Source organism: Actinoallomurus sp. CA-142502, assembly GCF_050936355.1.
GTDB lineage: Bacteria > Actinomycetota > Actinomycetes > Streptosporangiales > Streptosporangiaceae > Actinoallomurus > Actinoallomurus iriomotensis.
Window position 1 is genome coordinate 9,272,797 of the sequence record NZ_JBNJMY010000001.1, and the last position, 17,890, is coordinate 9,290,686.

Genomic DNA, 17,890 nt, shown 5'->3' on the forward strand with positions numbered 1-17,890 from the left:
GGAGACGACAGTGGGCTCATGACCCTTTCTGACGGCGGTCCGTACGTGAACGGCGGCGCCGAGAGCACGACCCTGTCGCTGGACGACGGCGACATCCACGTGTGCCAGGACGGCCCCCGCGACGCCCCCGCACTCCTGCTCATCCACGGGACCGCGTCCTCGACCCGCTCATGGGACGCGCTGGTTCCGCTGCTGGCCGGATCTCACCGCCTCATCCGGATCGACCTGCTCGGGCACGGCCGGTCCTCCGAACCCGCCGACGGCGGCTACGCGCTCCCGGACCAGGCACGCCGGGCCGGCGTGGTACTGGACCGGCTCGGCGTCGAGCGTGCCGTGGTCGTCGGTCATTCCAGCGGCGGCGCGGCCGCCACCGCCCTCGCCGAACAGCGGCCCGACCTGGTGACCGCGCTCGCGCTCATCAACACCGGACCCAGCCTGAACGCCTTCATCGCACCGGAGACGGCCGCGCCCTCGCAGTGGCCGCCGACGGACGAGCAGCTCCGGCTGTTCGCGAGCACCGGTTTCAGCCGCGCGGGCTACCAGATCCCCGAAGAGCTCCTGGACGACGCGCGCGGGATGACCCACCACGCGCTCATGGCGACGATGCGGGCCACCACCTCCTACCTGGAACAGCAGGCGCTGCCGGATCGGCTGGCGGTCCTCGGCAAGCCGCTGCTGGTGATCTTCGGCGAGGACGACCGCCGATGGCGATCCTCATCCGCCGCCGACTACCGCGCCGTTCCGGGCGCGAGGGTCGAGTTGCTGCCCGGTCTCGGGCACTCGCCCCTGCTCGAGGACCCGCCGCGGACCGCCGCGCTTCTCCTGGCCTTCACCGTACGGGGGACCGAATGAGGACGAGGGGTGCCAAGCGGGTTCTCGTCTCCGGCGCCAGCATCGCCGGCCCGGTGCTGGCGTACTGGCTCACCCGGCACGGCTTCTCCGTCACCGTCGTCGAGCGCGCGTCGGGTCTGCGCAAGACCGGCGGCCACGCGGTCGATCTCTTCCGGCCCGCGATGAACATCTCGGAGAAGATGGGCGTGCTGCCGCGCGTCGAGGAGCGGGCCACCGGCACGAACCGGATGACCGTCCATCGGGAGGGCGCGCGGCGTCCCGTCCGGGCGGACCTCTCCAAGATCTTCAGCGCCGCCTCCGACCGGCACGTCGAGGTCATGCGCGACGACCTGAGCGAGATCTACTACGACGCCACACGCGAGGACGTCGAGTACGTCTTCGACGACTCGATCACCACGATCTCGCCCGACGGCGAGGTGCGGTTCGAGAACGCCCCGCCGCGCCGTTTCGACCTCGTCGTCGGCGCGGACGGGCTGCACTCCAACGTGCGCCGCCTCACCTTCGGCGAGGAGTCCCGCTTCAGCAGCCATATCGGGGCCTACTTCGGGGTGCTGTCCCTGGCCAACACCGCCGGCCTCGACGGCGAACTCCTCATGCACGTCGGCGTCGGCCGCACGGCCGGCATGTACGGCGCGCGGCACCTCGGCGACGCGCGGGCGTTGTTCCTGTTCCGGAGCGAGCGCGAACTCGACCACCACCACCGCGACGTTCACCGGCAGAAGGAGCTGCTGCGCGGGGCGTTCGCCGGCCTTCACCCTGACGTGGACCGCTGGCTGGAGGAGCTCGACCGCACCCCGGCGTTCTACTTCGACTCGATCAGCCAGCTCCACATGGACACCTGGTCACGGGGGAGGGTGACGCTCGTCGGCGACGCGGGCTACTGCCCCGGCCCGGCCGTCGGCGGCAGCACCACCCTCGCCGTCGTCGGCGCGTACGTCCTCGCCGGGGAGCTGGCACGGGCGGACGGCGACCACGAGGTCGCGTTCCCCGCCTACGAGCGTGCGATGGCGGACCACGTGCGCGCGAGCCGCGCGGTCGCGCTGAGCGCCGCGAGGACCCTGATCCCCGCCTCACGCCTCGGCGTGTCCGGACTGGCCCAGGGCGCCCGCCTGATCTCCGCCCTCCCCGCGGGCCCCGGCCGCGCGCTCCTCCGCCTCACCACCGGAAGCGCACGTCTCTACAACTCCATGACGGTCGACGACTACCCGCCGTCGCCCGCCGTGCCAAGAGCCCGGGTCGAGTAGGGCGGGTCGACGAGCCCGGCGTACAGCTCGCGGGTGCGCTCGGCGATCCGCGCCCAGGAGAAGTGCTCGACCGCCCGGCGGCGGCCCGCCCGGCCCATCGCGGCGCGGTCCGGCGAGGCGATCAACGCGTTGACCCGCTCGGCCAGGTCGGCGACGAAACGCTCGGGGTCGACCGGCAGGCCCGTACCGTCGGCGACCTGCTCGATCGGCACCAGCAGCCCGGTCTCCCCGTCGGCGACGACCTCGGGGATGCCGCCCGTCGCGGTGGCCACGACCGGCGCCTCGCAGGCCATCGCCTCCAGGTTCACGATGCCCATCGGCTCGTAGATCGACGGGCAGGCGAACACGCTCGCGTGGCTGAGCAGCTGGACGACCTGCGGGCGGGGCAGCATCTCCGCGATCCACACGACGCCGTCGCGTTCGCGGCGGAGGCCGTCGACGAGCGCGTCGACCTCGGCGGCGATCTCGGGGGTGTCCGGCGCTCCGGCGCAGAGCACGAGCTGCACGGACGGGTCGAAGGCCCGGGCCGCCCGCAGCAGGTACGGCAGCCCCTTCTGCCGGGTGATCCGGCCCACGAACACCACCGAGGGCCGGCCGGGGTCAACGCCGAACCGCTCCAGCACCTCCGTGCCGCGGTCGGGCGCGTACTGCGCCGTGTCGATCCCGTTGTGCAGCACGGTGACCCGCTCGGGGTCGACCTCCGGGTAGCAGGCGAGCACGTCGCGGCGCATGCCCTCGGAGACCGCGACGACCGCGTCGGCGGCGAGGATGGCGGTGCGCTCGGCCCACGAGGAGATCGCGTACCCGCCGCCGAGCTGCTCGGCCTTCCACGGCCGCAGCGGCTCCAGGCTGTGCGTGGTGACGACGTGCGGGACGCCGTGCAGCAGCTTGGCGACGTGTCCGGCCAGGTTGGCGTACCAGGTGTGGCTGTGGACGAGGTCCGCGCCGGCGCAGGCGGCGGCCATCTCCAGGTCGACGCCCAGCACCTGGAGTGCGGCGTTGGCCGACTCCAGGCCGCCGGGAACGCGGTGGCTGGAGACGCCCGGCTCGTCGCGCTCGGCACCGAAGGCGTGCACCCGGACGTCGCAGAGCGCGCGCAGCTCCCGCGCGAGGTACTCCACGTGCACCCCGGCGCCGCCGTAGACCTCCGGCGGGTACTCACGGCTGAGCAGATCGACGCGCATGCTCAGTAGGGTAGAGCGAAAGATCCCATCACGTCTGTTCCGGGGGTGACCTGGGCGGTTATGGTCACTCCATGGCGACGCCTCAGGTCCTTTCCATGGTGCTGGCGGGTGGCGAGGGCAAGCGACTCTTGCCGCTGACGGCCGACCGGGCCAAACCGGCGGTGCCCTTCGGCGGCATGTACCGGCTCATCGACTTCGTGCTCTCCAATCTGGCCAACGCCGGTTACCTGCGCATCGTGGTGCTGACGCAGTACAAGAGCCACAGCCTCGACCGGCACATCTCCCGTACGTGGCGTATGTCGACCCTGCTGGGCAACTACGTCACCCCGGTGCCGGCCCAGCAGCGGCTGGGCCCCCGCTGGTTCTCCGGCTCGGCCGACGCGATCCTGCAGAACCTCAACCTCATCGAGGACGACTGCCCCGATCACGTCGTGGTGTTCGGCGCCGACCACATCTACCGCATGGACCCGCGGCAGATGGTCGACCAGCACATCGCGTCCGGCGCGGGCGTCACGATCGCGGCGATCCGCCAGCCGCTGTCGCTGGCGGACCAGTTCGGCGTCATCGAGACCGGCCCCGACGGGCGCGGTGTCGCGGCGTTCCGGGAGAAGCCGAAGGACGCCGTCGGCCTGCCCGACGCGCCCGACCAGATCTACGCCTCGATGGGCAACTACGTCTTCGACACCCGCGTGCTCATCGACATCGTCAAGCGGGACGCGCTGGACACCGCGAGCCGGCACGACGTGGGCGGGGACATCATCCCCAAGCTGGTCGAGGCCGGGCAGGCGCAGGTGTACGACTTCGCCGACAACCAGGTGCCCGGCTCCACCGACCGTGACCGGGGCTACTGGCGCGACGTCGGCACCCTGGACGCCTTCTACGAGGCGCACATGGACCTGATCTCGGTGCACCCGATCTTCAACCTCTACAACCGGCGGTGGCCGATCTTCTCGGGCCACGACCCGCTCCCGCCGGCCAAGTTCGTCTTCAACGAGGAGGGCCGGCGCGGGTACGCGGTCGACTCGATGGTCTCCCCCGGCGCGATCCTGTCCGGCGGCACGGCCGAGCGGTCGATCCTGTCGCCGGACGTCCACCTGGACTCCGGCGCGTCGGTGTGCGACTCGGTCCTCATGGACGGCGTACGGATCGGGCGCGGCGCCGTCGTACGGCACGCCATCATCGACAAGAACGTGAGCGTCCCCGACGGCGCGCGGATCGGCGTGGACCTGGAGGAGGACCAGGAGCGCTTCACCGTCACGCCGAACGGCGTCCGCGTGATCGAGAAGAACCAGATCATCCCGGGCTGACGCCGGGGGCCGCGGCCCCCGGCACGGGACGCTCAGGACCGGCGGACGTTGTAGGCCAGGTGGGTCACGCCCTGTCCCTCGATGACCTCCGGGCCCTCCAGCCGGGCCGGCGCCGTGGCGAGGTTCTCGAACCACCGGACGCCGGTGCCGAGCAGCACGGGCACCAGGTCGACGTGGATCGCGTCCAGCAGCCCGGCGTCGAGGCACTGCTGGGCGATCTTCGCGCTGGCGATCACGACGTTCTTGTCGCCCGCGGCCTCGCGGGCGACCTTCACCGCGCTCTCGACCGAGTCGGCGAAGGTGAAGGTGTCCGGGTTCGGCTTGTCGGCCGGCGGCTCGTGGGTGACCACGACGACCGGCACGCCCAGCGGGTGGGTGCCGCCCCAGCCGTGCGTGATGTCGAACAGGTGCCGGCCCGCCACGAGGGCGCCGACGCTCGCCATCGACTCGCGCATGTACGCCGCGCTCGCCGGCGACATGCGGAACGTCGCCCACTCCACGGCGGTGGGCACCTCCACCTCGCCGCTGCCCATCCAGCCGAACAGCTCGTCGATCCCGTCGGCGGGGTCGGCGATGAAGCCGTCCAGCGACATCGACATGTTCGCGATGACCTTGCCCATTTCGAATCTCCTTAGGTGTTCTCTCGGTGACGTGTTCAATGCTGGCGGAGCGCGCGACGCGGAACATCGGCCACCTGGCCGATGCCGGGAGCCCGGGTGGATGAGGGCGGCTGGCAGACTGTGCCGAGATGTCCGCGATCCGACCTGACCTCCCGGTTCCGCCGACGACCTTCGTCGGCCGCGAACCGGAGCTGCGCGCCCTCGCCGCCGCCCTGGGCGACGCGCGGCTGGTCACCATCGCCGGGCCGGGCGGCTGCGGCAAGACCCGGCTGGCGATCGAGGCGGCGGCGACGGAGGCCGTACGCCGGCCGGACGGGGTCTGCTGGGCGGATCTGACGACCACGGCCGACGCCCTCATCGTTCCCGAGCTGGTCGCGACGGCCGCCGGGGTCCTCCCGGCGGCGGACCGGGACGCGATCCCCTCGCTGGCCCGGCAGCTCGGCGACCGCCGGATGCTCGTGTGCCTGGACAACTGCGAACACGTCGTCGAGGCCGTCGCGGAGCTGGCCGCCGCGCTGACGCGCGCCTGCCCCGGCGTGACGGTGCTGGCCACGAGCCGCGAACCGCTCCGCGTGCCGGGCGAGGTCGTCTGGCGCGTTCCGCCGCTCGGCGCCGAGGACGCGGTCGCGCTCTTCGAGGAGCGCGCCGGACCGGTGCCGGCGCCGGACCGGGACGCGGTGCGCACCGCCTGCGCGCGGCTCGACGGCATCCCGCTCGCCATCGAACTCGCCGCGGCCTGGTCCGGCACTCTGTCGGCCCGGGAGATCCTCCAGGGCCTGGACGACCGGTTCTCCCTCCTCGTACGGGGCCCGCGCGGCGTCGCGGCGCGGCACCAGACGCTCGCCGCGTCGATGGCGTGGAGCCACGACCTGCTGGAGGAGGACGACCGGACCCTGTTCCGCCGTCTCGGGGCCTTCCACGGAGGTTTCACGCTCGACGCGGCGCGCGGGGTCTGCGGGTTCGGCCCGCTCGACGGGATGTCGGTGCTGGCCGGTCTGGGGCGGCTCGTCGACAAGTCGCTGGTCGTCGCGGACACGCGAGGCAGCGTCGCGCGGTACCGCATGCCCGAGACGGTCCGCGCCTACGCCGTGGCGCTGCTGGAGGCATCGGAGGAGGCCGACCGGGTCCGCGACCGGCACCTCGACACGTACCTGGCGCTGACGGACGACGTCCGTCCCCTGCTGGCCCGCGACAAGGACGCCTGGCGCGCCGCCGTCGGCGCCGAGCACGAGAACCTGTGCGCCGCCGCCGCGTGGGGCCTGTCCCGGGACGATCCCGGACGCGGCCGTCTGCTCCTCGCGGGCCTGCCCTGGCTGTGGCACCTGAACGGGCGCGGTCACGAGGGCCTGGAACTGCTGCGGCGGGCCGTCGACCGCGCGCCGGACGACCGCACCGCGCTCCAGGCCCGCCTGCTGACCGGCCTGGCGCTGGTCGCCGACACGACCCACCCGGCCGGGCCGGACCATGACGCGGCGGCGACGGCGCTGGACATCGCGGTCGAGGCCGGTGACGTCGCGACCGCCTGCCTGGCGCGGCTGCTCCGGGCCGTCGGCCTGTTCTTCGGAGACTTCGACACCGCCTGGAAACTGGCGGAGACGGCGCGGAGCGAGGCGCGGGAGTCCGGCGAGGAGTTCGTCGCCGACGGCGCGACCGCCCTCATGGGGATGATCCGGCACCTGCGCGACGAGCACGACGAGGCCGAGGACCTCTTCCGGACCGCGACGGAGGGCCTGCTGCGGCGCGGAGACCGCGGTGTCGCCTCGACGACGCTCGGATTCTGGGCCTGCGGGACGCTCTACACCGGCGACGTCGAACGGGCCCGCGCGCTCGCGGCCGAGGCGGTACGGACGGCCCGCCCGCTCGCCGACCACCATCGCGTCGGGTCGGCCGCCAGTGTGCTGGCGACCGTGGAGACGGCGGCCGGCCGCCTCGACGAGGCGCGTGCGGCCCTCGCCCCGCTGGTCCGGCTGGTCGAGGGCGCCGAGCGGCCGCCGTTCGTGCCCGGCCTGGCGCGGGCCATGGGCGAGCTCGAACTGCGGTCCGGCCGGCCGCATGAGGCGGTCGCCTGGTTCCGGTCGGAGACGAGCTGGCTCGGCGACGGCGCCGGTCAGGAGGCCGCGCTGTCCCCGCAGACCCTGACCGGGCTCGCCGCCGCGCTCCAGGCCACCGGGGACGACGCCGCCGCGGCGTCCGCCTGCGAACGCGCTCTCACCGTCGCCCGCGCGGTCGGCATGCCCGGGGTGATCGCCGACGCGCTCGAACGGCAGGCCCGCCTCGCCGAGCCGGCCGGCGCGGAGCGGCTGCACCACGAGGCCCTGGCGTTGCGCGCGGAACACGGCCTGTGGCTCGGCTGCGTCGGGAGTCTGGACGCGATCGCCCGGATCGCGGTCGCGGCCGGGGCGCACGCGGAGGCGACCCGGCTGTTCGCCGCCTGCGACCGCGCGCGCACCGACATGGGCCTTGCCCCCGTGCCCGCCGATCCGGGCTCGCGCGCGGCGCTGGGCGAGACAGCGTACGCGGCCGCGTGGGCCGAGGGCGGTGCGCTCGACGTACCCGCGGCGGTCGAGTGGGCCCGGCGCGCCCGCGGCCCGCGCCGGCGGCCGTCGAGCGGCTGGTCGGCGCTCACCCCGGCCGAACGCAGCGTCGTACGGCTGGCCGCCGAGGGCCTCAGCAACCCCGGCATCGGAGCGCGGCTGTTCATGAGCCGCAGCACGGTCAAGACCCACCTGTCCCACGTCTACGCCAAGCTCGGCGTCACGAACCGCACCGAGCTCGCCGCGCTGGCCACGCCGCACCTCGCCGAAGACTGACCGCGTCCCGGTCATCCGCGCATCGGCGCGTACCGCTCGAAGGCGCACTCGAGCAGGCCCTCGCCGTGGGTCAGCCCCGGCAGCCGCCGTTCGAGCTCGTGCACTCGTGCCGCCGGGATCTCGCCCTCGACCGTACGGACCGTGCCGTGCACGTCGGTGGTGCGCGGCACGGCGCCCAGCCGGGCCAGCACCGGCGCGAGCCCGCCGTACGTGTCCTCGGGCACCTCCAGGTGGAACCGCTGCAGCGGCTCGCAGACGACCGTGCCGGCCCGCCGCAGCGCCGCCGTCAGCACCGACGGCGTCAGGCCGCGGAAGTCGCCGGCGGTGCTGGCCGGGGGGAAGTAGCCCGCCCGGGTCATGGTCACCGTGCAGTCGACGACCTGCCGGCCGCTCAGCCCCCGCCGCAGCGTCGCGCGCACGGTCTCCTCGACCGCGGCGAAGAAGGCGTACGGCAGGCAGCCGAGCTCGACCTCCAGCCCGAAACGCGTGCCGGAGCCCGCCGGGGCCGGATCGACGCGCAGCCCGATCGTGGCGAGGAACGGGTTGCCGTCCTTCTGCCCGACCGCCACGGCCTCTCCGGTGCCGGCGGGCCGCTCGACGCAGATCGTCGTGGTGTCGCGGAACTCCACGTCGAGGCCGAACTCACCGGCCAGCGTCGCCTGGATGACCTCCTTCTGCACCTCGCCGTACAGGGACACGGAGATCTCCTGGCGGAGGTCGTCCTGCCGGAGGCCGATCAGCGGGTCCTGCTCGGCGAGTTCGGTGAGCGCGGCGTGGAGCGCGCCCCGGTCGGACCGGCGGCGCGGCACGACCACCGTCTCCAGCGTCGGGGGCGCGAAGTGACCGGTGGCGTCGCCGGACGGTGGTTCGCCCAGCGAGTCGCCGATCCGTACGCCGACGAGCCCCCACAGCCGGGCGATGTCCCCCGGCCCGGCGCGGCCGCGCGGCACCGCCCTCCCGCGGTCGAAGACGCTGAGCGCGGTCACCTTCGACTCTCTCTTGTCGCCGTACCGCAGCGCGTCCCGCACCCGGACGGTGCCGTTGAACAGGCGCGCGTAGGCGATCCGCTCCCCCGCCGCGCCCCGCTCGATCTTGAAGACGGTGCCCGAGACCGGGCCGTCCGGGTCGCCTCCGGCCCGGGGCAGCAGGTCGCGGATGCCGGCGGTCAGCGCGTCCACGCCCGTCCCGGTGATCGCCGAACCGAAGAACACCGGATGCGCCAGCCCCTGCCGCACCTGGGCGGCGAGCGCCCCGCCGAGCCGGGCGTGGGTGACCGCCGTCTCATCCTCGACGTACGCGGCGAGCAGGTCGTCGTCGCGCCGGGTGAGCAGGTCGGCGAGCGCGGCGCGGAAGTCCTCGTCGGCCGGGCCGTACGGGGTGACGGCCGCGTGGCGTGTGCCGAGGCCGCGCACCCGGCCCATCGGCACGATCGCGGGCGTCAGCCGCTCGGCCAGCGCCCGCAGCAGGCCGTCGTACCGCGCGCCCCGCCGGTCGACCTTGTTCACGAAGACGAGCGTGGGGATGCGGAGGCGACGCAGGGTGCGCATGAGAATGCGGGTCTGCGCCTGCACGCCCTCCACGGCGGAGACCACGAGCACGGCCCCGTCGAGGACGCAGAGCACCCGCTCCACCTCGGCGATGAAGTCCGGGTGGCCGGGCGTGTCGATCAGATTGACCGTGGCGTCGCCGAGACGGAACGACACGACGGCGGACTTGATCGTGATGCCGCGCCGTCGTTCGAGCGCCAGGGAGTCGGTCTGGGTACTGCCGTCGTCGACGCTGCCGACCGCCTCGATGACACCGGCGGCGTAGAGGAGCCGCTCGGTCAGGCTGGTCTTACCGGCGTCGACATGCGCGAGAATCCCGAGGTTGAGCGTTGTCACCGAGCGTCATGTCCTTGAGGTAGGCGATAACTCCTTCGCGTGTGGACATGGACGCCTGGCGCATTGGTCTCTCCGTGGGTGGGCTACCTGACAGCGGGATTACAGCAGGTGACCGCCCGGAGGGCAACGGAATTCACGCGGCCCCCGCCGGTCGCCGGGCGACGCGCCCGGCGCCGGGCGGGACGGTCGCGTCAGACGCGTTCGAGGACGACGACGGGGATCTCCCGCTCGGTCTTCTTCTGGTAGTCGTCGAAGGCGGGCCAGGTCTCGGCCATCGCCTTCCACAGCTCGGGCTTCTCCTCCGGCGTCGCCGTACGGGCCCGTGCGGCGAACCTGTCGCCCCGCACCTGGACCTCGACCTCCGCGTTGGCCTGCAGGTTCGTGAACCACAGCGGCGGCTCGTCGGCCCCGCCCTTGGAGGCGATCACCGTGTAGGCGTCGTCGCCCTTCCTGCGGTAGATCAGCGGCGTCGTGCGCTTCTGCCCGCTCTTGCGGCCGACCGTCGTGAGCAGCAGGGTCGTCGTGCCCTGCCAGTCGTGCCCCTCGGCGCCGCCGGTCTCCTGGTAGCGCTCGACGTGCTCCCGGCCGAACAGCATGTGCCTCACCTCATCTGATCGAGATCTCCGTGCCGCACAACCAACGAGCACCCGCGATCCTTCCCCGGGCCCGTTGTCGCCCGGCGGCCTCCGTTGATCGATACTGGCTTCGTGAGCACCGATGAGACCGGGACGGTCCAGCTGGTGGAGGAGTACGGACCCGAGTGGGCGCCGGGCGTGTTCGAGCGCGGCACCGACGGTCCGCTGATGATCCTCGCCGGCGTGGACGGCTCGCCGACGGCCATGCGCGCCGGCGCGTACGCCGCCGGGCTGGCCCGCCGCCAGCGGTCCCGCCTGGTGTTCGTGTACGTCGCGGCGCCGTCGCTGTGGACCGGCATGTCGGCCGGGCCGGCGGTCGCCGCGCAGGAGCAGCTGTTCGGGGAGCTGATCGACGAGCTGCGCACGCAGATCCGCGAACGCGCCGACGAGATCGCCGTGCCGATCACCTTCGTCGTACGGCGCGGCGACGCGTTCGTCGAACTGCGCGACGCCGCGACCGAGCTGCACGCCGACATGGTGGTGGTCGGCTCGTCCGAGCAGGCGGGCCACCGGCTCATCGGCTCGGTCGCGTCCCGCCTGGTCCGCGCGGGCCGCTGGCCGGTGACGGTCGTCCCGTAGCCGCCGGGGGCTTCAGTTGAGCTGCTCCGCCAGTCCGACGACGATGCCCTCGGGGCCGCGGACATAGCAGAGCCGGTAGACGTCCTCGTACTGCTCCAGCTCACCGACGAGTTCGGCGCCGTGGGTGCGCAGACGGGCGATGACGTCCTCGATGTCGTCGACGGCGAACATGACGCGACGAATGCCCAGCGTGTTCGCCGGCGCGTCCTTCGGCTCGGGGGTGATGGCCTTCGGCTGGTGGAACTTCACCAGTTCTATTCCGTTGTGGCCGTCCGGGGTCCGCAGCATGGCGACGTCCTGGCGGACGTCCTTCAGCCCGACGACGCGTTCGGCCCCAGGCCAGTCGAGTGGCCCCTTGCCCTGCAGCTCCATCCCGAGTTCGACGAAGAACGCGATGACCGCGTCAAGGTCTTCGACGACGATGAGAACGTTGTCCATCCGCTGGATCGCCACGCTGGGCCCCCTTCGCTTGGTACGGCCACGGTGGCCGCGCCTGCCCCTGAGACGGAGCCGGCGAGCCATTATCGTCTTCGGCCCCGACGAAATTCGGTCGCCGCCGGCCGGGGTGGCTGTCTAGGGTCGGCCGGGTGCTGAGCGACGCGCAGATCAAGGAGTTCGCCGAGCGCGGTTACGTCCTGGTCCCGCAGGTGGTGCCGGGCGACCTCCTGGACGAGGCGGCCCGGCGGATCGACGAGGTCGCCGCGGCCGACCCGCCCGCCGAGGACGAGCGCGGGCCGCACTTCTACTTCCTGGAGACCAAGGACGAGCCGGCCCTGATCGCGCCGCTGACCGGCAGCCCGGCCTTCGGACTCGCCGAGGACCTGGCCGGCCGTGGCACGCTGGACGTCCCCTGGCAGGTCCAGGTCGCGCTGAACATCCCGCCGTACTCCCACCGCCCCGGCGGGCCGCACATCGACGCCGCCCACGCCGAGCCGGAGGACGGGCCGATCCGCGGCACGTTCACCCTGCTGGCCGGGATCCTGATGACCGACCAGCTCACGGAGAACGCCGGCAATCTGTGGGTCTGGCCGGGAACCCATCTGACCCATGCCGCGTACTTCCGCGAGCACGGCCCGCGCATGTTCTGCGCCTACCCGCCGATCGACCTGCCCGAGCCCGAGCAGATCACCGGACGCGCCGGCGACCTGCTGCTCGCGCACTACCTCCTCGGCCACAACATCGGCGGCAACTACGAGTCCGACCAGACACGGCGCGCGCTGTACTTCCGGCTCAGCAACACCGACCACGCGTCCCACCGGAGCGCGTTCCTCCAGGACGCGTGGCTGGACTACGAGCCGATCAGGTCCCACCCGGCGACCGCCTGACGGCTCCGCGCTCTCTCAGGCGGGTGTTGTTCACGAGGAGCCGGCGCATCGCTCCGTAGCTCATGCCGAACTCCTCGGCGACGCGCCGGATCGGCCACCCCTGGTCGTACAGGCGTACGGCGTCCTGTTCGGTTCGCTCTCGTCCGGAAGAGCGGACCGATCGCAGGGCCGCGGTGATCTCGGCACGGCGGTAACGGCGATGGCCGCCCGGCGTCGCCACGGCGGAGAGGATTCCGTCGCGCGCCCATCGGGCGATCGTCGTCGTGCGTACGCCGAACATCTCGGCGACCTCACGCGGCCGGAGCAGATCATCATCGGGCGAAGTGCTATGGGGAGGCACAGAGGAAGACCAATCCAGTTCGTCGGGAGAGAGAGGGGAACGGCATTCGCATTCATGGAGTCTTCGGCGCGCCGGCGAGAATAGCCCACACGCACTTGCCGGAGGTCGCGACGTGACACCCCCACGACTCCGCGAGGGCAGAGATCAGGTGCATGCCCCGCCCGTGCTCCTGCTCGAAGTCGATCGGGAGCACGATCGGACGGTGCGGCGACGAGTCCCATATCTCAAGGCGAACCCTTCCGCCGTTCCAGTCGACGGCGACGACATAGTCCGCACTCGGCGCGTGGATGAGAGCGTTGTTGAACATCTCGCTGACGAGCTGAACACCGTCGTCCACCTGGTGGGACCGCCCCCAAAGGCGAAGCCTGGAGGCGACGAAGTCACGCGCCACACCGGCAGAGGCGAGAAAGGGCGGCAAGCGCCGTTCCTGCCGAAGTGGATTATCGGAATTATGCAGGATTAGTCCGAATTGTGGCGCGTTACAGCGGTCCATACTTGCCTCCTGGCTTTCTTTTAAGAAAGCCTGGACCCATGACACAAGGCGGCGATACCTTTTCGAAAGGACGGAAAGTTGAAAGGGGTCACCATGGTCGATGAACTGGTCGATCCGGATTCGTCGCTGTGGGCCTGGCTGGCTCACGACGTACGCTTCTATCGGAAGAAATACGGCCTCACGCTGCATCAGCTGGCCACGGTCATCCAGAGCAGCGGTCCGAATGTTTCAAATATCGAAGCCGGGCGGAGGAAGCTCACCGACGAGCAGGCCCTCGCCCTCGACGTGCGATTCAAGACCGGCGGCCACTTCTCCCGGCTGCTGCGGTTCGCTCGCCGGGGCCATGACCCGGACTGGTTCAAGCAGTACGCCCACCTCGAAATCAAGGCCCGCCTGATCAAGACCTATCAGGCCATCACGGTCCCCGGCCTTCTCCAAACCCCGGAGTACGCCACCGCGCTGTTTCGAGGTGGAGGCGTGATCGACTTCGAGGGACCATTAAGCCAGCGCATGGCACGGGCGGACGTGTTCAAGAAGAGCGACCCGCCTCTGTACTGGGCGATCGTCCCGGAGAGCGTGATCGACTGGCCGATTGGCGGCCCGGAGGTCATGCGGAAACAACTCGCCCACCTCTTGGACATGTCCAATCGGCCGAACATCAGCATGAGGGTTGTCCCCCGGACCGCAGGAGCCCATGCTGGGGTAGATGGGTCTTTCTCCCTCATATCGGGCAGCGAAGGGGACGTCGCCTATACCGAGTCGCCAGGTGGAGGGAGGCTGGTGGCCGATAGCGGCGAGATCCGGGAGTTCGGTCTCCAGTACGACCGGATCGGGCAGGCGGCCCTCCCCGAATCGGCGTCCCGAGAGATGATCCGACGAGTCATGGAGGCTCTCTGATGGACCGGCAGGTCACCGACGACGGATGGCGGAAGAGCACCCGAAGTGGGGCCAATAACCCGGAGTGCGTAGAGGTCAAGGTGGTCAAGGCTTGAGCTTGGAGGCCGTGTAGTGGACAGACACATCACACGAGACGGCTGGCGGAAGAGCACCCGCAGTGGAAGCACTGAGTGTGTCGAAGGCAAGGTCGTCACGCGGGAAGAGGCCAAGTCTCTCGGGATGAAGTAACCACCTCCGACGCTCCCGCCCCCTCAATCCCCGTGGCCCGACCTGCATATTCGCGAGCGCCGATGTGGCGTGGACCTCAGCGGGCGGATGCTAGATACGCCGAAACCGGGGTAGCGGAGGGCTCGTGACCCCATGGCAGCGACATGTCGAACAACGATTCACCGACGTCGCCGGGCTGCGAGTCCCGCTGCCCGGCAGCGGGGCGACGCGTGAGCGCTGGGCCCTGTTCGCCCTGCTCGCCGAGGAGGACCTCTCCCTCGCCCGGCTCAGCGAGGGGCATTTCGACGCTCTGGCGATCCTCGCCGAGCTGAACGGGCCGCGACCGGCCCCCGGCGACCTCTGGGGCGTGTGGGCGGCCAAGCCGCCGAGTCTGGAGGCCGACGGCGGGCGGGTCAGCGGCGTCAAGCCGTACTGCAGCGGAGCCCGCGTCTGCACGCGGGCGCTGGTCACCGCCGGCGACCTGCTGTTCGCGGTGGAGCCCGGCGAGCCGGTCGAAGGCACCTGGCCGGCCACCGGCATGGCGGCCAGCGACAGCCTCGACGTGCGGTTCGAGGGCGTTCCGGCCGAGCAGGTCGGGCCGCCGGGCGGGTACACCGGGCGGCCCGGGTTCCATCACGGGGGCGTCGGGGTCGCGGCGGTCTGGTACGGCGGGGCCCGTGCGGTGGCCCGTCCGCTGCTCGGTGTCCGCGAGCCGCACGCGCTGGCACACCTGGGCGCGGTGGAGATCGCGCTGACCTCGGCGCGCGACGCGCTGGAACGGGCGGCGGACGAGATCGACGCGGACCCGCTCGACCGCAAGCAGCAGGCGGCGGCCCGCGCCCTGCGGGTGCGGTCCCTGGTCGCCGAGGTCGCGGCGGAGGTGCTGGACCGTACGGGCCGGGCTCTCGGCGCGGGACCGCTCTCCCACGACGAGGCGCATGCCCGGCGGGTCGCGGACCTGACCGTGTACATCCGCCAGCACCACGCCGAACGCGACCTGGCCGCCCTCGGCGCGATGGTCACCGGGGACGACTGGTGAGCGCCGACCCCATCGAGCCGAACCCCATCGATGCGCCCGGCACGACGGAGGACGAGTGGCGCGCGTGGGACGGCCTGGCCGAGCTGCCCGCGCTCGACGCGTCCGCGTGGCGCAGCGTCGTCGTGGTCGCGGCGCACCCGGACGACGAAATTCTCGGCGTGGGCGGCCTGATGGCGATACTCGCCGACCGCGGCGTACGCCTGCGGCTCGTCGCCGTCACCGACGGCGAGGCTTCCCACCCCGCCGTCGCCCCCGAGGAGATCGCCGCCCGCCGGATCGCCGAGTCGGCCGCCGCGCTGGCGCACATCGGCGCGTGCGAGACCGTACGGCTGGGGCTGCCCGACAGCGGCGTGAAGGACGAGGAGCTGCGCCGGCTGCTGCCCGGCCTGATCGACGGCTTCGACGCGTGCCTCACCCCGTGGGAGTACGACGTGCACGCCGACCACGAGGCCGTGGGGCGCGCGGCGCTGGCCTGCGGCGGCCAGGTGTGGCGGTTCCCCATCTGGACCTGGCACTGGGCGCGCCCACGCGACCCTCGGCTGCCCTGGGAACGGGCCGTACGGGTGCCGTTGCCGCCGCCGGCCCGTGAGCGGAAGCGGGCGGCGATCGACTGCTTCACCAGCCAGTTCGAAGGCGCCGAGCCGATCCTGCCGCCGGGCGTCGTGGCGCACTTCACGCGGCCGTGGGAGGTGCTCTTCCATTGACGCTCGGACCGGAGTACTTCGAGCGCGTCTACGCCGCCTCGTCCGACCCGTGGGGGTTCACGAGCCGCTGGTACGAGGAGCGCAAGTACGCGCTGAGCCTGGCGATGCTGCCGCGCCGGCACTACGAGGACGCGTTCGAGCCGGGCTGCTCGATCGGCGTGCTCACCGCGATGCTCGCGCCGCGCTGCGACCGGCTCCTGTCCTGCGACGTCTCGCCGGAGGCGGTACGGCAGGCCCGCGAGCGGGCGCCCGGAGCGCGGGTGGAGCGGCGGACGCTCCCGCAGGACTGGCCGGACGGAACGTTCGACCTGATCGTGTTCTCGGAGTTCCTGTACTACCTGGGCACGGCGGACCTGGGCCGGGTGCTCGACCTGGCCACCAAGTCCCTCAAGCCGGACGGCACCCTGCTGGCCGTGCACTGGCGGCACCCCGTGGCGGACTACCCGCAGAGCGGCGACGCGGTGCACGCGGCCCTGGCCGCCACCGGCCTGGCCCGGCTCGCCGAGCACCGGGAGGCCGACTTCGTCGCCGAGGTGTACGTGAACGGCGAACCGGTCTCAGTGGCCGCCGCCGAGGGCCTCACGTGATCACCCGAGCGGTAGCGACGCAGCGAGTGGAGTGGGCGGTGAGGGACGAGCCGCCCACGGAACGAGTGAGGAGCGGACGCGACCAGGAAACCCGAGCGGGAGCGACGCAGCGAGTGGAGTGGGCGGTGAGGGACGAGCCGCCCGCGGAACGAGTGAGGAGCGGACGCGACCAGGAAACCCGAGCGGGAGCGACGCAGCGAGTGGAGTGGGCGGTGAGGGACGAGCCGCCCGCGGAGCGAGTGAGGAGCGGACGCGACCAAAAAGCCCGAGCGGGCGTGGTGGTGCCCGCGCACGACGAACAGGAACGGCTGCCGGCCTGCCTGGCCGCGCTCCGTGACGCCCTGGTCGTGGTCGTCGCCGACGCCTGCACCGACCGTACGGCCGAGGTGGCCCGCCGGCACGGGGCGCAGGTCGTGGAGATCGCCGCGCGCAACGTCGGCGTCGCCCGCGCGGCCGGCGTCCGGGCGCTGCTGCGGCACGGGGTGTCGTGGGTGGCCACCACCGACGCCGACACGCTGGTGCCGGCGGACTGGCTCGACTCCCAGCTGCGGTACGCGGCGCGGGGCTGGGACGCGGTCGTCGGCACGGTCAAGGTCACGGACTGGGCGGGGCATCCGCCCCGGCGGGTCGCCGCCTACGCCGGCCACTACGCGCGCGACCCCGCTCCCGTGCACGGCGCGAACCTCGGCTTCACCGCGCACGCGTACGTCACGTCCGGCGGATTCCCGCCGGTCCGCACGGGCGAGGATCGCGCGCTCGTCGCCGCGATGACCGCCGCCGGCCACCGCGTGCTGCACACTCCGCAGGTCGAGGTCATCACCTCCGCGCGGCGCCGCTACCGGGCACCGCAGGGCTTCGGGCACCTCCTCACCACGCTCGGCTGAGCGCATGAACGGCGGGCGCTGGGTAGGGCTCCAGGCGAGAGGAGGCCTCATGAGCAATATCGGGATTCTGGCGGTCATCGGGCTCATCCTGATCGTGATCGTCCTGATCGGCTGGATCTTCATGACCGTGCGAGCGAACCGGCACCCGATGAAGAGCAAGGACCCGGGCGGCAGGCTCAAGCGCGGCCCGGTCTCGGGCGGGGCGATCCACGGCGACCCGGGGCAGAACATCCTGACCGGTGAGGCCCCGCGTCAGGACGCTCCCGAGGAGCACCGGAAGAACGTTTAGTCACGTCCGTA

At 72.2% G+C, this 17,890-nt stretch carries 20 protein-coding genes; 13 read left to right on the forward strand and 7 right to left on the reverse strand.

Going from position 1 to position 17,890, the window contains the following annotated elements; all coding sequences use genetic code 11:
- Window positions 1-18: 18 nt before the first annotated feature.
- Window positions 19-852, forward strand: coding sequence for an alpha/beta fold hydrolase (locus ACQEV1_RS43180; RefSeq protein WP_433402632.1), 834 nt, complete (start codon window positions 19-21; stop codon window positions 850-852).
- On the forward strand, window positions 849-2,096 hold the full coding sequence (locus ACQEV1_RS43185; protein ID WP_433402635.1) for an FAD-dependent monooxygenase: 1,248 nt from the start codon (window positions 849-851) through the stop codon (window positions 2,094-2,096). The genes ACQEV1_RS43180 and ACQEV1_RS43185 overlap by 4 nt, the downstream gene beginning before the upstream one ends.
- On the opposite strand, the gene glgA is transcribed toward ACQEV1_RS43185, so the two are convergent.
- On the reverse strand, window positions 2,054-3,280 hold the full coding sequence (gene glgA, locus ACQEV1_RS43190) for a glycogen synthase (RefSeq protein ID WP_433402637.1): 1,227 nt from the start codon (window positions 3,278-3,280) through the stop codon (window positions 2,054-2,056). The two genes, ACQEV1_RS43185 and glgA, sit on opposite strands and share 43 nt — an antisense overlap.
- A gap of 71 nt (window positions 3,281-3,351) precedes the next feature.
- Here glgA and glgC point away from each other — a divergent pair, with 71 nt between their 5' ends.
- Window positions 3,352-4,587: a glucose-1-phosphate adenylyltransferase gene (gene glgC, locus ACQEV1_RS43195; RefSeq protein ID WP_285627535.1), complete on the forward strand. Its 1,236-nt coding sequence runs from the start codon at window positions 3,352-3,354 to the stop codon at window positions 4,585-4,587.
- Between the two features lie 32 nt (window positions 4,588-4,619).
- Here the strand turns inward: glgC and ACQEV1_RS43200 are convergent, their stop codons facing one another.
- Complete coding sequence (locus tag ACQEV1_RS43200; protein WP_285627532.1) at window positions 4,620-5,207, reverse strand: dihydrofolate reductase family protein; 588 nt, start codon at window positions 5,205-5,207, stop codon at window positions 4,620-4,622.
- A 128-nt stretch (window positions 5,208-5,335) separates the two neighbouring features.
- Between ACQEV1_RS43200 and ACQEV1_RS43205 the strand changes: the two genes are divergently transcribed.
- The gene (locus tag ACQEV1_RS43205; RefSeq protein ID WP_433402641.1) at window positions 5,336-8,017 is read left to right on the forward strand and encodes a helix-turn-helix transcriptional regulator; all 2,682 of its coding nucleotides are present in this window, start codon (window positions 5,336-5,338) and stop codon (window positions 8,015-8,017) included.
- Window positions 8,018-8,028: 11 nt separating this feature from the next.
- Here ACQEV1_RS43205 and ACQEV1_RS43210 read toward each other — a convergent pair whose 3' ends face one another.
- Window positions 8,029-9,900: a GTP-binding protein gene (locus tag ACQEV1_RS43210; protein ID WP_433402643.1), complete on the reverse strand. Its 1,872-nt coding sequence runs from the start codon at window positions 9,898-9,900 to the stop codon at window positions 8,029-8,031.
- Window positions 9,901-10,091: 191 nt separating this feature from the next.
- Window positions 10,092-10,496: a nitroreductase family deazaflavin-dependent oxidoreductase gene (locus ACQEV1_RS43215; RefSeq protein ID WP_433402646.1), complete on the reverse strand. Its 405-nt coding sequence runs from the start codon at window positions 10,494-10,496 to the stop codon at window positions 10,092-10,094.
- 111 nt (window positions 10,497-10,607) lie between these two features.
- Between ACQEV1_RS43215 and ACQEV1_RS43220 the strand changes: the two genes are divergently transcribed.
- Window positions 10,608-11,114 (forward strand): universal stress protein, encoded by a 507-nt coding sequence (locus ACQEV1_RS43220; protein ID WP_285627525.1) that lies wholly within the window; start codon window positions 10,608-10,610, stop codon window positions 11,112-11,114.
- 12 nt (window positions 11,115-11,126) lie between these two features.
- Here the strand turns inward: ACQEV1_RS43220 and ACQEV1_RS43225 are convergent, their stop codons facing one another.
- Window positions 11,127-11,552, reverse strand: a complete 426-nt coding sequence (locus tag ACQEV1_RS43225) for a VOC family protein (protein ID WP_433406088.1) — start codon at window positions 11,550-11,552, stop codon at window positions 11,127-11,129.
- Window positions 11,553-11,701: 149 nt separating this feature from the next.
- Between ACQEV1_RS43225 and ACQEV1_RS43230 the strand changes: the two genes are divergently transcribed.
- Window positions 11,702-12,439, forward strand: a complete 738-nt coding sequence (locus tag ACQEV1_RS43230) for a phytanoyl-CoA dioxygenase family protein (RefSeq protein ID WP_285627523.1) — start codon at window positions 11,702-11,704, stop codon at window positions 12,437-12,439.
- On the opposite strand, the gene ACQEV1_RS43235 is transcribed toward ACQEV1_RS43230, so the two are convergent.
- Entirely contained in the window at window positions 12,414-12,779 is a 366-nt protein-coding gene (locus ACQEV1_RS43235) for a helix-turn-helix domain-containing protein (RefSeq protein ID WP_433402650.1), read from the reverse strand. The two genes, ACQEV1_RS43230 and ACQEV1_RS43235, sit on opposite strands and share 26 nt — an antisense overlap.
- A 52-nt stretch (window positions 12,780-12,831) precedes the next feature.
- Window positions 12,832-13,461 (reverse strand): ATP-binding protein, encoded by a 630-nt coding sequence (locus tag ACQEV1_RS43240; RefSeq protein ID WP_433402653.1) that lies wholly within the window; start codon window positions 13,459-13,461, stop codon window positions 12,832-12,834.
- Between ACQEV1_RS43240 and ACQEV1_RS43245 the strand changes: the two genes are divergently transcribed.
- The 7 genes from ACQEV1_RS43245 (at window position 13,366) to ACQEV1_RS43275 (ending at window position 17,879) form a co-directional block, all read left to right on the forward strand.
- Window positions 13,366-14,169 carry a helix-turn-helix domain-containing protein gene (locus ACQEV1_RS43245; RefSeq protein WP_433402656.1) on the forward strand — a complete coding sequence of 268 codons (804 nt, stop codon included), beginning with the start codon at window positions 13,366-13,368 and terminating at the stop codon, window positions 14,167-14,169. The two genes, ACQEV1_RS43240 and ACQEV1_RS43245, sit on opposite strands and share 96 nt — an antisense overlap.
- On the forward strand, window positions 14,169-14,264 hold the full coding sequence (locus ACQEV1_RS43250) for a DUF397 domain-containing protein (RefSeq protein ID WP_433402659.1): 96 nt from the start codon (window positions 14,169-14,171) through the stop codon (window positions 14,262-14,264). Before ACQEV1_RS43245 ends, ACQEV1_RS43250 begins: the two co-directional genes overlap by 1 nt.
- A 257-nt stretch (window positions 14,265-14,521) precedes the next feature.
- Window positions 14,522-15,415 (forward strand): acyl-CoA dehydrogenase, encoded by an 894-nt coding sequence (locus ACQEV1_RS43255; RefSeq protein WP_433402662.1) that lies wholly within the window; start codon window positions 14,522-14,524, stop codon window positions 15,413-15,415.
- Entirely contained in the window at window positions 15,412-16,119 is a 708-nt protein-coding gene (locus ACQEV1_RS43260) for a PIG-L deacetylase family protein (protein ID WP_433402665.1), read from the forward strand. Before ACQEV1_RS43255 ends, ACQEV1_RS43260 begins: the two co-directional genes overlap by 4 nt.
- A complete protein-coding gene (locus ACQEV1_RS43265; protein ID WP_433402668.1) occupies window positions 16,116-16,706 on the forward strand; it encodes a class I SAM-dependent DNA methyltransferase in 591 nt (196 codons plus the stop codon). Before ACQEV1_RS43260 ends, ACQEV1_RS43265 begins: the two co-directional genes overlap by 4 nt.
- A 212-nt stretch (window positions 16,707-16,918) precedes the next feature.
- The gene (locus ACQEV1_RS43270) at window positions 16,919-17,590 is read left to right on the forward strand and encodes a glycosyltransferase (protein ID WP_285627504.1); all 672 of its coding nucleotides are present in this window, start codon (window positions 16,919-16,921) and stop codon (window positions 17,588-17,590) included.
- A gap of 49 nt (window positions 17,591-17,639) precedes the next feature.
- A complete protein-coding gene (locus ACQEV1_RS43275) occupies window positions 17,640-17,879 on the forward strand; it encodes a hypothetical protein (RefSeq protein ID WP_285627499.1) in 240 nt (79 codons plus the stop codon).
- Window positions 17,880-17,890: the final 11 nt, after the last annotated feature.

Coding starts and splice junctions, on each gene's coding strand:
- ACQEV1_RS43180 (WP_433402632.1), top strand. CDS start 19: ATGACCCTTTCTGACGGCGGTCCGTACGTGAACGGCGGCGCCGAGAGC.
- ACQEV1_RS43185 (WP_433402635.1), top strand. CDS start 849: ATGAGGACGAGGGGTGCCAAGCGGGTTCTCGTCTCCGGCGCCAGCATC.
- glgA (WP_433402637.1), bottom strand. CDS start 3,280: ATGCGCGTCGATCTGCTCAGCCGTGAGTACCCGCCGGAGGTCTACGGC.
- glgC (WP_285627535.1), top strand. CDS start 3,352: ATGGCGACGCCTCAGGTCCTTTCCATGGTGCTGGCGGGTGGCGAGGGC.
- ACQEV1_RS43200 (WP_285627532.1), bottom strand. CDS start 5,207: ATGGGCAAGGTCATCGCGAACATGTCGATGTCGCTGGACGGCTTCATC.
- ACQEV1_RS43205 (WP_433402641.1), top strand. CDS start 5,336: ATGTCCGCGATCCGACCTGACCTCCCGGTTCCGCCGACGACCTTCGTC.
- ACQEV1_RS43215 (WP_433402646.1), bottom strand. CDS start 10,496: ATGCTGTTCGGCCGGGAGCACGTCGAGCGCTACCAGGAGACCGGCGGC.
- ACQEV1_RS43225 (WP_433406088.1), bottom strand. CDS start 11,552: ATGGACAACGTTCTCATCGTCGTCGAAGACCTTGACGCGGTCATCGCG.
- ACQEV1_RS43245 (WP_433402656.1), top strand. CDS start 13,366: ATGGTCGATGAACTGGTCGATCCGGATTCGTCGCTGTGGGCCTGGCTG.
- ACQEV1_RS43240 (WP_433402653.1), bottom strand. CDS start 13,461: ATGCAGCGTGAGGCCGTATTTCTTCCGATAGAAGCGTACGTCGTGAGC.
- ACQEV1_RS43250 (WP_433402659.1), top strand. CDS start 14,169: ATGGACCGGCAGGTCACCGACGACGGATGGCGGAAGAGCACCCGAAGT.
- ACQEV1_RS43275 (WP_285627499.1), top strand. CDS start 17,640: ATGAGCAATATCGGGATTCTGGCGGTCATCGGGCTCATCCTGATCGTG.